General features: G+C 47.1%; 13 protein-coding genes. 8 read left to right on the top strand and 5 right to left on the bottom strand.

The features are described from left to right. Window positions 1–99: 99 nt before the first annotated feature. From clpX to bolA, 4 genes are all read right to left on the bottom strand, one after another. A complete protein-coding gene (gene clpX, locus ACL9RG_RS13190) occupies window positions 100–1,374 on the bottom strand; it encodes an ATP-dependent protease ATP-binding subunit ClpX (protein ID WP_422793079.1) in 1,275 nt (424 codons plus the stop codon). Window positions 1,375–1,580: 206 nt separating this feature from the next. Beyond that, entirely contained in the window at window positions 1,581–2,204 is a 624-nt protein-coding gene (gene clpP / locus ACL9RG_RS13195; RefSeq protein ID WP_422793081.1) for an ATP-dependent Clp endopeptidase proteolytic subunit ClpP, read from the bottom strand. Between the two features lie 486 nt (window positions 2,205–2,690). Further along, a complete protein-coding gene (tig, locus tag ACL9RG_RS13200) occupies window positions 2,691–3,995 on the bottom strand; it encodes a trigger factor (protein ID WP_422793082.1) in 1,305 nt (434 codons plus the stop codon). 530 nt (window positions 3,996–4,525) lie between these two features. Beyond that, the gene (gene bolA / locus ACL9RG_RS13205) at window positions 4,526–4,840 is read right to left on the bottom strand and encodes a transcriptional regulator BolA (RefSeq protein WP_422793083.1); all 315 of its coding nucleotides are present in this window, start codon (window positions 4,838–4,840) and stop codon (window positions 4,526–4,528) included. Window positions 4,841–5,225: 385 nt separating this feature from the next. On the opposite strand from bolA, the gene ACL9RG_RS13210 reads away from it, so the two are divergent. From ACL9RG_RS13210 to ACL9RG_RS13245, 8 genes are all read left to right on the top strand, one after another. Continuing rightward, window positions 5,226–5,804: a lipoprotein gene (locus ACL9RG_RS13210; protein WP_422793084.1), complete on the top strand. Its 579-nt coding sequence runs from the start codon at window positions 5,226–5,228 to the stop codon at window positions 5,802–5,804. Between the two features lie 175 nt (window positions 5,805–5,979). Next, complete coding sequence (gene ampG / locus ACL9RG_RS13215; protein WP_422793085.1) at window positions 5,980–7,470, top strand: muropeptide MFS transporter AmpG; 1,491 nt, start codon at window positions 5,980–5,982, stop codon at window positions 7,468–7,470. Window positions 7,471–8,125: 655 nt separating this feature from the next. Next, the gene (gene cyoA / locus ACL9RG_RS13220) at window positions 8,126–9,088 is read left to right on the top strand and encodes a cytochrome o ubiquinol oxidase subunit II (RefSeq protein ID WP_422793086.1); all 963 of its coding nucleotides are present in this window, start codon (window positions 8,126–8,128) and stop codon (window positions 9,086–9,088) included. A gap of 3 nt (window positions 9,089–9,091) precedes the next feature. Next, on the top strand, window positions 9,092–11,083 hold the full coding sequence (gene cyoB, locus ACL9RG_RS13225) for a cytochrome o ubiquinol oxidase subunit I (RefSeq protein WP_422793087.1): 1,992 nt from the start codon (window positions 9,092–9,094) through the stop codon (window positions 11,081–11,083). Further along, a complete protein-coding gene (locus tag ACL9RG_RS13230; RefSeq protein ID WP_422793088.1) occupies window positions 11,073–11,687 on the top strand; it encodes a cytochrome o ubiquinol oxidase subunit III in 615 nt (204 codons plus the stop codon). Before cyoB ends, ACL9RG_RS13230 begins: the two co-directional genes overlap by 11 nt. Then, window positions 11,687–12,019: a cytochrome o ubiquinol oxidase subunit IV gene (locus ACL9RG_RS13235; protein ID WP_422793089.1), complete on the top strand. Its 333-nt coding sequence runs from the start codon at window positions 11,687–11,689 to the stop codon at window positions 12,017–12,019. Before ACL9RG_RS13230 ends, ACL9RG_RS13235 begins: the two co-directional genes overlap by 1 nt. A gap of 17 nt (window positions 12,020–12,036) precedes the next feature. Next, entirely contained in the window at window positions 12,037–12,924 is an 888-nt protein-coding gene (gene cyoE, locus ACL9RG_RS13240; RefSeq protein ID WP_422793090.1) for a heme o synthase, read from the top strand. Between the two features lie 139 nt (window positions 12,925–13,063). Further along, complete coding sequence (locus ACL9RG_RS13245; RefSeq protein WP_422793231.1) at window positions 13,064–14,494, top strand: MFS transporter; 1,431 nt, start codon at window positions 13,064–13,066, stop codon at window positions 14,492–14,494. A 73-nt stretch (window positions 14,495–14,567) separates the two neighbouring features. Here the strand turns inward: ACL9RG_RS13245 and ACL9RG_RS13250 are convergent, their stop codons facing one another. Further along, window positions 14,568–15,059: a YajQ family cyclic di-GMP-binding protein gene (locus tag ACL9RG_RS13250; protein WP_422793091.1), complete on the bottom strand. Its 492-nt coding sequence runs from the start codon at window positions 15,057–15,059 to the stop codon at window positions 14,568–14,570. Window positions 15,060–15,249 lie beyond the last annotated feature (190 nt).

The following is a 15,249-nucleotide window of genomic DNA, read 5'->3' on the forward strand; positions in this document are numbered from 1 at the left end:
GGGGATGAATATCCGACATTCAACGACAAGAATACGAGAAAAAAAAATGGGAGAAAAAATCCCCCATTTATCGACTAACCAACTGGATTAATTGGTCATTTATTCACCTGAAGCTTGCTGCGCCTCGGGTTTACCATAAATTACCAGCGGTTCTGATTGGCCAGCGATCACAGATTCATCAATAACGACTTTGTCTACGCTTTCCATTGATGGCAAGTCGTACATAGTGTTGAGCAATGCGGCTTCAACGATAGAACGCAGACCACGCGCCCCAGTTTTACGCTCCATGGCTTTTTTAGCGATAGACACTAACGCCTCGTCACGGAACTCCAAATCAACACCTTCAAGATTGAACAATGCCTGATATTGCTTAGTCAGGGCATTTTTCGGCTCTTTCAGGATTTGAATCAGGGCATCCTGGCTTAGCTCACTCAGGGTCGCAACAACCGGCAGACGACCGATAAACTCAGGGATCAGACCAAATTTGATCAAATCTTCTGGTTCAGCCTGTGCCAACAGTTCGCCTTCACTTGCTTTCTCAGACTTGCCTTTAACTTCTGCGCCGAAACCAATACCGGTACCCGTGTTGATACGTTGACCGATAACTTTATCCAGGCCAGCAAATGCACCACCACAGATAAAGAGGATCTTCGAGGTATCAACCTGCAGGAATTCCTGCTGTGGATGCTTACGTCCGCCCTGAGGTGGAACAGCAGCAATAGTCCCTTCGATCAGTTTCAACAGCGCCTGCTGCACGCCTTCACCTGATACATCGCGGGTGATGGACGGGTTGTCTGATTTACGAGAAATTTTGTCAATTTCATCGATATAGACAATACCGCGCTGTGCTTTCTGTACGTCGTAATCACATTTTTGCAGCAGTTTCTGGATGATGTTTTCAACATCCTCACCCACATAACCGGCTTCAGTCAATGTGGTGGCATCTGCCATCGTGAAAGGAACATCCAGGAAACGAGCCAGTGTTTCTGCAAGCAGAGTCTTACCGCTACCCGTTGGCCCGATCAGCAAAATATTACTTTTGCCAAGCTCAATACCATTGCTGGTATCGCCATTACGCAGACGCTTGTAGTGGTTATAAACGGCAACCGCCAACACTTTTTTCGCCGGTTCCTGACCAATGACGTAATCATCAAGGTGTTCACGGATCTCATGCGGAGTTGGCAACGCACTGCGTTCACGGTGTGGTGCGACTTCTTTAATCTCTTCGCGAATAATGTCATTGCATAAATCGACACATTCATCGCAGATATACACTGACGGCCCGGCAATCAGCTTACGCACTTCATGCTGGCTTTTGCCGCAGAAAGAGCAATACAGCAGCTTTCCTGAACCGTCTTTGCGCTTATCTGTCATCAGTAAACCTCTTCTTTATTCTTTGTCCCGCGATGGAAACACAGCGGCACCGACTATACACATAGCGACCGTAAGTCAGGCCGATGATGAATAATGTTATTGCCCATTGGCAGTTAAGTAGAGAAGCCGTTTAAACCGCTTCTCTACGTTGGTAAAATGTCCGTATGAGAATAATTATAGACCATCAACCCGGCGTAATTAAGCCGTTAAACGCGATGTGTCAATACGGAGTCGACTAAACCGTAGTCTACAGCCTCTTGTGCGGACAAGAAACGATCGCGCTCAGTGTCACGCTCTATTTCTTCGAGAGCTTTGCCCGTATGTTTAGCCATCAATGTGTTCATACGCTCTTTGACTTTCAGGATCTCTTTAGCATGGATATCAATATCCGTTGCCTGGCCCTGGAAGCCGCCCAGCGGTTGGTGAATCATCACGCGCGCATTTGGCAGAACGAAACGCTTGCCTTTAGCACCGGCAGTCAGCAGGAATGAGCCCATAGAACAAGCTTGACCCATACAAATCGTACTAACGTCAGGTTTGATAAACTGCATGGTGTCATAGATAGACATACCAGAAGTAATCACGCCGCCCGGTGAGTTAATATAGAGGAAAATATCTTTCTCTGGATTTTCCGCTTCCAAAAACAGCAACTGAGCCACGATCAAGTTGGCCATATGATCTTCAACTTGCCCGGTGAGGAATATCACACGCTCTTTGAGCAGACGCGAGTAGATGTCGTATGAACGCTCACCGCGTGAAGTCTGCTCTACCACCATTGGTACCAGAGCCATGTTTGGTGCAAATTGTTCTCTTTCACCGCTGTATGACATAACCGTCTCCTAATGAATTCTCTTTGGCGCTAGTTGAAACCGATTCTACTTGAGATAAATAACTATGACTATGCCCAAGCGGCCTGGTCGCCGTTTAACGGCAGACGGTTGTTATCAGTTAGAAGTTAACAGCAAAGTTACCTATATGTCTCGTAGACAATTGGGGGAAAAGAGGCCATTTTCAAGCCCTTCTGGAATTTCTTTTGCAAAGTTCGGCTCTCAGAAGCGCTGATGGACGGCTTTCCGCCTCCCTGGACGCATATTTTTTAGATATGACGCTGATAAATATAGTACAAAAATAGCCGAAACAATAAAAAAGCCAACTATTTATACCCAATAAACTTCAAGATGCAGGTCGGCGGCAAGCCGCGCAGCCACCACTTCAGGTTGTTGAAGACTAGCGGGAATAAATAGAAATAAAAAAACCCGCAGTTCTCACCACGGGTTTGAGATGAATGCCATAACTAGCACTCAATATCTGCAAAATTATGCAGCGGTGTTCTGGTTCATCAGCTCAGTGAAAGTTGTCGCTTTTTCAGTCACTTTAGCTTGAGACAACAGAGTTTCGACGGCTTGTTCTTCCAGCGCGACGTTACGCATGTTGTTCATCAGCTCTTTGTTTTTGCTGTAGAACTCGATAACTTCCTGCGGATCTTCGTATGCAGAAGCCATTTCTTCGATCAGTGCTTTAACGCGATCTTCGTCAGCTTTCAGTTCGTTTTTGCTGATCACTTCACCCAGCAACAAACCTACAACTACGCGACGCTTAGCCTGCTCTGCGAACAACTCGCGTGGCAATTCCAGCGCTTGTTTTTCGTTGCCACCAAAACGCTGTGCAGCCTGACGACGCAGAACGTCAACTTCACCGTCGATCAGTGCAGCTGGAACGTCGATGTCGTTAGCAGCAACCAGACCGTCGAGAACCTGAGTTTTAATACGGTTACGTACCGCGCCTTTCAGCTCACGGTCCATATTTTTACGTACTTCTGCACGCAGACCATCAACAGAACCATCAGCTACGCCGAAACGCTTGATGAATTCAGCAGTCAGTTCTGGCAGTTCACGCTCTTCAACTTTCTTCAGAACGATATCAAACTTAGCTGCTTTCCCTTTCAGGTTTTCAGCGTGGTAATCTTCTGGGAAGTTAACGTCGATAGTGAATTCTTCACCCGCTTTATGACCCACCAAGCCTTCTTCGAAGCCTGGGATCATGCGGCCCTGGCCCATTGCCAGAACGAAATCAGCGGCTTTGCCACCTTCGAACTCTTCACCGTCGATAGAACCGGAGAAATCAACGGTCACACGGTCTTCAGCCTGAGCTGCAGCGTCGCTGTCTTTCCAGTCAGCCTGTTGCTTACGCAGAGTTTCCAGCATGGCATCAACATCAGCTTCGTTAACCTCAACAACTGGTTTCTCAACAGCGATGTTTTCCAGATCTTTCAACTCAACTTCTGGGTAAACTTCAAACTCAACGGCAAAGCTGAAATCTTCACCCAACTTGTATTCACCTGGAACGTAGTTCGGTGCACCAGCTGGATTGATTTTTTCTTTGATGATCGCATCAACAAAGTTGCGTTGCATCAGATCGCCCAACACGTCCTGACGTACGGAAGCACCGTAACGTTGCTCGATGATGTGGTTTGGTACTTTGCCCTTACGGAAGCCATCGATACGAACTTTTTTAGCCACGTTGACCAGTTCGCTCTTCACTGCCTTTTCAATGCTATCAGCAGGAACAGTAATATTAATACGACGCCCAAGGCCTTGAGTGGTTTCAACAGAAACTTGCATCTTGTTACCTCAAAAAAATCACAGTGCTCGGTCAACTCCAGACGTCGTTCTCAAGATAAGAAGTCATCAGCAACAACTGACCTTGAAAACGACGTCTAAGAACCGGGACGGTTCCAATATGGAACCCTGGCCCTGTATTCAAGAGCATCCCGAAACCATTCCGGAAAAATAAGACGCGGCATTATAGCGATGCAACCGCGACGAGTCGAGGACGGTGATCTCACGAACAAGGTTAACTTGATCAACTCATAGAAAAATAATCTACAAGCGGTGACGATCCCTCGCAAACATCAAGGCTGCATAAGCTTCAATTATCTTGCCGCTTAAGAAACTAAAAACGGCCCGAAGGCCGTTTTTAAAATTCGCATCTAGTAATACCGCATCTATGGCAGAAAGTTCCACAAATACCGTGATGCTACAGTCAATAAACTTCAAGACTCAATAACTTCAAGATGCAGGAAGGCGGTAACTGAGCCAAAAACCCTGCAACTTGAAGCATAACGGGTATTATAAGATTGACGTGACTTAAATTAGGCTAAAGTGCCTGCGCCGCGACAAGACGGCGAGGCCGGCACAGTGTCTTGCAAGCCTTCCCACTCTTTTAATGTATAGGTATGTAGAGCCAGGGCGTGAACGCTGCCTGCTAGCTCTTCAGCCAATACACCGTAGATACCACGATGCCGAGCCAGGAAACGCTCACCGACGAATTTATCGCTCACCAGCACCACTTTAAAATGGCTTTCAGAGCCAGCTGGTACGTTATGGCGGTAGCTCTCATCTGTTACCTCTAGGTACGCAGGTTCAAATGCCGCCACCAACTTTGCTTCTATTTGCTCACGAATCATAGAGATCTCCTTAACTAGATCAGTACAACATCAACAAAAACAGCATCAGCGGAAAACTGCGCCCATTTGTTTCAATAGTAGTCGCTTTTAGACTTTTCAGTATGCCAGGGAAACAAATTTATGCCGACCATTGATAAATTTCACAATCTGTCTGTCCAACAAACTGGCATAGCCCTAATTAGATAAGCTTAAAGCATGCCATGGAAATAAAAAGTCACGCTATTAAATATTAGTGACGAAAAATCATGCCAAATGATGATTTTATGCACCAGTGACTCTTCCACAGTACAGCGGCAATGTTATGATGATGGCAATATTTGCGAGCATCAACCATACCAGCAACGCTGTTTTAAACACGAAAAGATGGAAAATTGAGATAATGACCATGTTAAAGAAAATTATTTTCCCTGTTCTGGCACTCTTCATGCTGGCAGGCTGCGCGACAACCAGCAATACATTGGATGTCACGCCAAAAATCGCTCTCCCAACTCAAGACCCGAGCTTGATGGGTGTAACTATCAGTATCAATGGTGCTGACTTACGTCAGGATAAAGCCCTGGCTAAAGTTAACCGCGATGGACAGTTGATCTCCCTGACACCTTCTCGCGATCTACGCTTCCTGTTGCAAGAAGCGCTGGAGAAACAGATGACTGCTCGCGGTTATATGATTGGTCCAGATGGTGCAGTTGATCTGCAAATTGTGGTTAATACACTATTTGCTGACGTTCAGAACGGTAACTTCCGCTATAACATTACTACCCGTGCTGATGTTTCTATTATCGCTACCGCGAAAAACGGCAACAAGCAGACTAAAAACTACCGTTCTACTTATAACGTCCAAGGCGCGCTTACTGCGACTAACGACAAAATCACCAGTGCGGTTAACTCAACGCTTGGCGACGTAATTTCAGATATGGCACAAGACACGAGTATCAGCGACTTTATTAAAGCCAACAGTCACTAATATACAATACGAGTACGATTCAGCCCGGTAAGCTATCGGGCTGAATCGTGCTGACAGACGCCAGCATTTTTGGCAACTATTTTCCCCAAGTATTCAATCCCTTCTTTATTATCTTCTATCATCCTTTATGATGCCTGTGAGCTCTCATTATTTGGACTGCAGGATCACGGATGCCATGCTAAAACAGTATTTCACGATTTTTACCCAACGTAATACCGCTATCCTGCTCCTGCTAGGTTTCGCTTCAGGCCTGCCGTTGGCATTAACATCCGGCACATTACAAGCTTGGATGACCGTCGAAAATGTCAATTTAAAAACCATCGGTATTTTCTCCTTAGTCGGTCAAGCCTACGTGTTTAAATTCCTCTGGTCGCCGATGATGGACCGCTACACGCCGTCATTTTTAGGCCGCCGTCGTGGTTGGCTGATCTTGACTCAAATCCTGTTGGTTATCGCCATTTTTGCGATGGGCTATATGAACCCAGCCCAGGATCTGTTTTGGCTTGCGGCCTTGGCGGTACTGATCGCGTTTGCATCCGCATCACAAGACATTGTATTTGACGCCTATAAAACCGACCTGCTAAGTGCAGAAGAACGCGGGAATGGCGCGGCGATTTCGGTATTGGGCTACCGCCTTGCTATGCTGGTTTCTGGCGGATTAGCACTGTGGATAGCAGACCGTTATCTCGGCTGGCAACACACCTATTGGTTGATGGCGGGATTGATGCTGATTGGTCTCATCGCTACGTTACTGGCCCCTGAACCCATTAATTCACAACCAGCGCCGCGTACCATGGAAATTGCCGTGGTCGCCCCGCTGAAAGATTTCTTTGGCCGCAACAATGCCTGGCTGATTTTATTGCTGATCGTGATGTACAAACTGGGTGACGCCTTTGCAGGCAGTCTAAGCACCACCTTCCTCATACGCGGCGTCGGTTTCGACGCTGGAGAAGTTGGCTTAATCAACAAAACCTTTGGCTTATTCGCCACGATTATCGGTGCCTTATTCGGCGGGTTACTGATGCAACGCTTAAGCCTGTTTCGGGCACTAATGATTTTTGGCATCTTGCAAGGGGTATCTAATGCTGGTTACTGGATTTTAGCCGTTACCGATAAGCACCTTTATGCAATGGGAACTGCAATCTTCATTGAGAATTTATGTGGGGGCATGGGAACAGCCGCTTTCGTCGCACTGTTAATGACCTTATGTAATCGTTCATTCTCTGCAACACAGTTCGCCTTATTATCGGCTTTATCTGCCGTTGGGCGGGTTTACGTTGGGCCGATTGCCGGTTGGTTCGTTGAGGCTTACGGTTGGCCGTGGTTTTATATTTTCTCCGTCTTTGCTGCTTTGCCGGGTTTAGTCCTGCTAGCGCTATGTCGTCAAACCTTGGAATACACCCAACGGACGGACAGCTTTATGCCGCGCGCTCACTATCCACAAGCTTACCGCTGGGCATCTCGATTAATGCTTATAGGCACAGGATTGTTGATACTCTGGTTACTCGTGCTAATGACAAATGCAATCGGATTCACTCAGTTAACACAGTTGCCAAATCAGTTGATTGAAGCAGGTGCTCTGATTTGTATACTGGGTATTATCCTTGGAAGCCTGCTGGATTTTCTGGCACTGCGTAAAAAGCCAGCCGACAAGATAGCAGGTTAACCAAAAGGCATAACAACAACCCGACCCAACTAAGCTTTCCGGCAGGTGAAAAACCGTCGGAAAGCTCAGATAGCACAAAGCCACCAATCACCGATCCCCGCACTATCCGACGTCATGCGCACGTTTTGCCATGATTTTGCGTCTAATCGTCGCCTGTTTGGCATGTTCACCGATAGACAAAAAACACTGAAAGACTCTACTGTAAATCGTACAGGCAATAATATTGTTACCAATTGGTTAATAAATGGTTTTTTATTATTTTTTCGCAGAACTTAATTTCTGGCACTTGTAAAATATTATTTCTAATTTACAGTTTGTTGCGGTCGAATTTTTTTTTATGATTTTATGACTCTATTCGTCACCATATTTATACAATTTGTTCACATATTATCTACCTAACCCGAACATTAAAGAGTTCGAATTTATTAGTGCATAATGCCTATCCCTTGTTTTTGCTCGCCTAGTCGATAGGTCTACTGCAAGCCACTGTTACCACTAGGAAATTGTCACCTAACGTAACATCTGTGACTTCGTTAACATAAACTGGTGAGCGTTTACTGACAAATCCTTAAGCGTGTTTACAGTACTGCAACCTTCCCGTAAAATGCCCGCACACATGAAGCGACAAATAGAGTCCTGTTATTGAGGTCGTTAGATGAGACTTAAGAAATACAATAAAAGTATTGGGATGATGTTGTCCTTATTTGCATCCACTGTCTTGTTAAGTGGTTGTAATACGGCACTGATGGATCCCAAGGGAGCAATTGGGCTTGAGCAAAGAACGCTGATACTGACTGCAATTGGTTTAATGCTGATCGTCGTCATACCTGTCATTCTTATGGCTTTCGGGTTTGCATGGAAGTATCGCGCTTCTAATACAAATGCTAAGTACAGTCCTAATTGGTCACACTCCAATAAAATCGAAGCCGTGGTTTGGACCGTTCCAATTATTATTATTGCCATCCTGGCAACGATAACTTGGAAAACCACCCATGAACTCGATCCATTCAAACCTATCGTTAGCACTGAAAAGCAAATGACAGTTGAAGTGGTATCGCTGGACTGGAAATGGTTGTTCATTTATCCAGAACAAGGTATCGCGACAGTGAATGAGCTGGTCATCCCTAAAGATGTTCCTGTTCAGTTCAAAGTCACTTCTAACTCCGTTATGAACTCGTTCTTTATCCCTCAGTTAGGCGGACAAATCTACTCGATGGCCGGTATGCAGACTCAGTTGCACTTGATTGCAAATGAGGCGGGTACATACAAAGGTATTTCATCAAGTTATAGCGGCCGTGGTTTCTCTGGTATGAAGTTCAATGCGATTGCAACTCCTACTCGCGCCGACTTCGACGCTTGGGTTGCAAAAGTTAAGCAGGCACCAAACCAGTTAGCCACGACCGACGATTTCAACAAACTGGCAGCAGACAGTATCGACAACCCAGTTGAATACTTCTCTACTGTAAAACCAGATTTGTTTAAAGAAATCATTGGCAAATTCTCTCACGATATGGGGATGAATATGCCAAAAGGTCAGACAATGCCGATGCCTCAGGGCGCAGACATGAAGGGCATGGACATGGGTGATTCGTCTCACACTGCCGGAGCCGGGGAATAAAAGATGTTGGGAAAATTATCGCTAAGTGACATTCCATTTGACGTGCCGATCGTCATGGTCACAGTTGCCTGTATTATTATCGGCGGTATAGCGTTACTTGCTGCTATCACTTATTTCGGTAAGTGGAAGTATCTATGGTCCGAGTGGCTTACGTCAGTCGACCACAAAAAACTCGGTATCATGTACATCATTCTGGCTTGCGTTATGTTACTGCGTGGCTTTGCCGACGCCATCATGATGCGTAGTCAACAGGTTCTGGCTTCTGCCGGAGAACCTGGATTCCTACCACCTCATCACTACGACCAAATCTTTACCGCACACGGCGTGATCATGATCTTCTTCATGGCGATGCCTTTCGTAATTGGTCTGATGAACGTAGTGGTTCCGTTGCAAATCGGTGCACGTGACGTTGCCTTCCCGTTCCTGAACAACATCAGCTTCTGGTTTACCGCCGTTGCTGTCGTGCTGATCAACATCTCTCTAGGTGTTGGTGAGTTTGCTCAGACCGGTTGGTTAGCTTATCCACCGCTTTCTGGTAAGGAATACAGCCCGGGTGTCGGGGTCGATTACTGGATCTGGAGTCTACAGATATCCGGTATTGGTACCTTGCTGACCGGTGTTAACTTCTTCGCGACCATTCTGAAAATGCGTGCCCCTGGCATGCCATTGATGAAAATGCCTGTATTTACCTGGGCCGCGCTGTGTACTAACGTGCTGATTATCGTTTCCTTCCCGATTCTGACCGTTACTGTTGCACTTCTGACTCTTGACCGCTATCTGGGCACCCATTTCTTCACCAATGATATGGGCGGCAACATGATGATGTACATCAACCTGATTTGGGCCTGGGGCCATCCGGAAGTGTATATCCTTATTCTGCCAGTATTCGGCGTGTTCTCTGAAGTTACCGCGACCTTCTCTAAAAAACGTTTGTTCGGCTACACCTCGCTGGTATGGGCAACCATCGCCATCACCGTGTTGTCCTTCATCGTTTGGCTGCACCACTTCTTCACCATGGGTTCAGGCGCTAACGTCAATGCCTTCTTCGGTATTATGACGATGATTATTTCCATCCCAACTGGGGTGAAAATCTTCAACTGGCTGTTCACCATGTATCAAGGCCGTATCACGCTGAACGCAGCAATGCTGTGGACCGTTGGCTTCATCATTACCTTCTCTGTGGGTGGGATGACCGGGGTTCTGCTGGCTGTACCAGGCGCTGACTTCGTGCTGCATAACAGCTTGTTCCTGATTGCACACTTCCATAACGTCATTATCGGTGGTGTAGTATTCGGTTGCTTCGCTGGTCTGACTTACTGGTTCCCTAAATCTTTCGGCTTCACGCTGAATGAGAAGTGGGGTGTACGTTCATTCTGGTTCTGGATCATTGGCTTCTTCACTGCCTTCATGCCGCTGTACGCATTAGGCTTTATGGGGATGACTCGTCGTCTGAGCCAAGATATCGATCCACAGTTCCACCCTCTGCTGGTTGTTGCTGCTTGTGGTGCTGCTCTGATTGCCTGCGGTATCCTGTGCCAAGTCATCATGATTTGGGTCAGCGTCCGTGACCGTGAGCAAAACCGTGACCTGACCGGTGACCCATGGGGTGCACGTACTCTGGAGTGGGCAACCTCTTCTCCTCCTCCGTTCTATAACTTTGCTGTTGTGCCAACCATTCACGACCGCGACGAGTTCTGGGACATGAAAGAGAAAGGGACTGCTTACAAGAAACCTGCGAAATATGAAAAAATTCATATGCCTAAAAACAGCGGTGCCGGTATTGTTATCGCCGCATTCAGCCTGTTCTTCGGTTTCGCAGCAATCTGGGATATCTGGTGGTTGGTGATCGTTAGCTTCATCGGCATCATTGTTACCTGGATTGCCAAAAGCTTCGACGAAGATGTTGATTACTATGTGCCAGTAGAAGAAGTTGAGCGCATCGAAAACCAACATTATGAACAAATCAGCAAAGCGGGCGTGAAACATGTCAACTGATTCTCTGACTAACCACAGCGCGGCCCATGCAGAGCATGGGCACCACGATGCGGGTGAGACCAAAGTCTTTGGCTTCTGGATCTACCTGATGAGCGACTGCGTATTGTTTGCGAGCCTGTTCGCAACTTTCGCAGTGCTAGTACACGGGACCGCTGGCGGTCCCACTGGTAAAGATATTTTTGAACTGCCATTCGTTTTGGTAGAAACCTTCTGCCTGCTGTTCAGTAGTATTACCTACGGAATGGCAATGCTGGGCATGAATAAAGGAAGCGTATCCGCTGTTAAAGGCTGGTTGTTCCTGACTTTCCTGTTTGGTTTAGGCTTCATCGCGATGGAAATGTATGAATTCCATCACCTGATTGCTGAAGGTTTCGGTCCAGAGCGTAGCGGGTTCCTGTCTGCCTTCTTTACCTTAGTCGGTACCCACGGTCTGCACGTAACCTGCGGTCTGATTTGGATCATCTTGATGATTGTCCAGGTAAGCCGTCGTGGTTTGACCCCAGTTAACCGCACGCGTCTGATGTGTCTGAGCCTGTTCTGGCACTTCCTTGACGTTGTATGGATTTGTGTATTCACCGTTGTTTACTTAATGGGAGCCATGTAATGAGCCACTCTGCAACATCCCATGGCGGCGCAAGTCACGGTAGTCTGAAGTCTTACCTGATCGGCTTTATCCTGTCAGTGATCCTGACGGTGATCCCGTTTGCCATGGTTATGAGCGATACAGCTTCGCACTCACTGATCATCGGTACCGTGGTTGCTTCAGCGGTTATCCAGATTGTTGTGCATCTGGTGTTCTTCCTGCATATGAATACTTCATCGGAAGAGCGCTGGAACCTGGTGGCGCTACTGTTCACCGCCGTGATTATCTTTATCGTCGTTGTGGGTTCACTCTGGATTATGTACAACCTCAACGTCAATATGATGGTCAGTTAAAAGCCGAGCTGCATGTGATGATTAAGAAATACCTGCAAGTAACTAAGCCAGGAATTATTTTCGGTAATTTAATTTCTGTCGTCGGGGGATTCCTCCTTGCTTCCAAAGGAAGCATTGATTTCCCCCTCTTTCTCGCTGCATTTGTTGGCGTCTCGTTGGTCGTCGCGTCTGGTTGTGTATTTAACAACTACATCGACCGCGACATCGACAAGGTAATGGAAAGAACGAAGAACCGAGTTCTGGTAAAAGGACTTATTCCGCCGAAGACAACCCTGGTTTACGCTACCATTTTGGGTATTTTGGGCTTTGTGTTGCTGTACGTCGGGGCAAACCCGCTGTCCATGTGGCTTGCTGTAATGGGATTTGTGGTTTATGTCGGGGTTTATAGCCTGTACATGAAACGCCATTCTGTTTACGGCACGCTCATCGGCAGCTTGTCCGGTGCGGCACCGCCGGTTATTGGTTACTGTGCCGTTTCTGGCCAGTTCGATACCGGCGCCGCTATCCTATTGTTGATCTTTGCCTTGTGGCAGATGCCGCATTCTTATGCGATTGCTATCTTCCGCTTCAAAGATTACCAGGCAGCGAATATTCCGGTTCTGCCGGTAGTAAAAGGTATCTCTGTCGCTAAACACCATATCACGCTCTATATTGTGGCGTTTATGGTAGCGACGCTGATGCTGACGCTGAGCGGTTACGCAGGTTACAAATATTTAATCGTTGCAGCTGCGGTAAGCGTTTGGTGGCTCGGTATGGCCTTACGAGGCTATAAAACAGAAAATGACAGCCTGTGGGCAAGAAAGCTGTTCGCTTTCTCCATCGTGGCAATCACTTCTCTGAGCGTGATGATGTCTATCGACTTCAACACCGCCGCACCAAGTTCGCTGTTGACCTACGTTTGGTAATCCCAAACTGAGCGTCACAAAAATGGCCAGTAGCAATACTGGCCATTTTTTTCGCTCACGTTTTTCCAGTAGCATGTACGACGAGATATCACCACCCATAGCTCCCCTGCCCTGGCAATAGTAGAAATATCTGCTAAACATCGAGCAATTTACCCCATCGAGAGAAAAAGATTACAATGCTGCTGTTTGTAATTTTGAGGCTGCAATGAACGATAACCAAATGACCCCGCAGGAAAGTCGGGCAACATGGGGCCTGGGAACGGTCTTTTCTTTACGTATGCTGGGCATGTTTATGGTGCTTCCAGTTATTACCACTTATGGTATGTCCCTCGCAGGTGCCAGCGAAACGCTTATCGGTATTGCCATCGGCATTTATGGATTAGCACAGGCTGTGTTTCAGATACCCTTTGGTTTGCTTTCAGACCGGGTCGGACGCAAGCCGTTGATCGTGTTTGGTCTGTTGATATTTACGCTCGGTAGCGTTGTCGCTGCGATGACCGATTCAATTTGGGGCGTGATCATTGGTCGCGCCTTGCAAGGTTCAGGGGCTATCGCTGCAGCGGTAATGGCGCTGCTTTCTGACCTCACTCGCGAACAGAACCGCACTAAAGCCATGGCATTTATTGGTATTAGCTTCGGTATCACCTTTGCGATTGCTATGGTGCTAGGCCCAATCATTACTCACGCTTGGGGTCTGCATGCACTGTTTTGGGCGATTGCGGCGCTGACAATTGGCGGCATTATCATCACCATCGTGGTGGTACCCTCCCCTGCTCACCACATGCTTAACCGCGAATCTAGCGTGGTGAAAGGCAGCTTTAATAAAGTCCTCGGCAACCGCAAGCTGGTTAAACTCAACATTGGTATTCTTTGCCTGCATATACTATTGATGTCGAGCTTTGTCGTATTGCCACAAGTGATGGAGCACGCCGGTTTCCCACCAAGCGAGCATTGGCGTGTCTATCTGGTGACCATGTTGGTTTCTTTTGTCGCGGTCATCCCAGTGATTATCTATGCCGAAAAGAAACGCCATATGAAGCAGGTCTTTATGGGCTGCGTGGCGGTAATTTTCCTGGCTGAGATCGTGCTGTGGTTTGCCGGTTTACATCTTTGGGCGATCATTGCTGGCATCCAGTTATTCTTCTTAGCCTTCAACGTGATGGAAGCCATTTTACCGTCGCTTATCAGCAAGGAATCACCTGCCGGTTACAAAGGCACAGCAATGGGTGTTTACTCCACCAGCCAGTTCATTGGCGTAGCAATTGGCGGTAGCTTAGGCGGCTTTATCTATGGTCATGCAGGTGCAGGCGCGGTCTTCCTGGCCTGTGCGGCTATTGCTGTGGTGTGGTTCTTGATCAGTGCCACGATGACAGAACCACCTTATGTCAGCAGTTTGCGTATTACGTTATCTGAGTTGGCAGTAAAAGATTCTGCATTGGAAGCGCGTATCAAATCACAACCTGGCGTTGCTGAGGCTGTCGTCGTACGTGAAGAATTGAGCGCCTACGTGAAAGTTGATACCAAACAGACCAACCGTCAGGCCTTAGAGCAGCTCGTTAACGCGGTGTAATCTCGCTGCGTGCAAAGAAAGAGGGGGACGCATTGTGCGTCCCTCTCTTTCTATTACAGCAAACTTGCGGATATTAATCGCGGAAGTTTTTAAACTGGAAAGGCTGGCCTAAATCACTGCCACGCACCAATGCCATCACCGCTTGTAAATCATCACGCGCTTTGCCGGTAACGCGCACTTCGTCGCCTTGGATCTGTACCTGAACTTTCAATTTGCTGTCTTTCACCAGCTTAACGATTTTTTTCGCCAACGTTGATTCAATGCCAGAATGCAGTTTGGCATCAATGCTATAGCTTTTACCGCTGTGTTCGATTTGCTCAGGGATTTCTAATGCGCCACCTTCGATGCCACGCTTGCTTAGTTTCTCACGCAGAATATCGACCAGTTGGTTAACCTGAAAATCAGACTCGCTAGACACCTTGATACTTTCATTTTTTTCGTTCAGCTCAAAACTGGCAGGTATATTGCGAAAATCCCAACGCGTGGTCAGCTCACGGCTGGCATTTTCTACGGCGTTGCGGACTTCTTGCATATCAATTTCTGAGACGATGTCAAAAGACGGCATAATTACTCTCCGTTAAAAATTTATGCCAGCATAATACCGTCTTGAAGGGGCAATGCCAAAATAAGCTACGCCCATTTCGCGGACTTTATCGGCGAACAAGCCGCGCATTGACACGTAACGCCCGTGCAAGTGTGCTATACCACGTAAAAGACTAGAATTAGAGATAGATCACATTAATATTCAAAGCAGA

It is taken from the genome of Rouxiella sp. Mn2063 (genome assembly GCF_049319665.1).
In the GTDB taxonomy this organism is placed as follows: domain Bacteria; phylum Pseudomonadota; class Gammaproteobacteria; order Enterobacterales; family Enterobacteriaceae; genus JBMOUD01.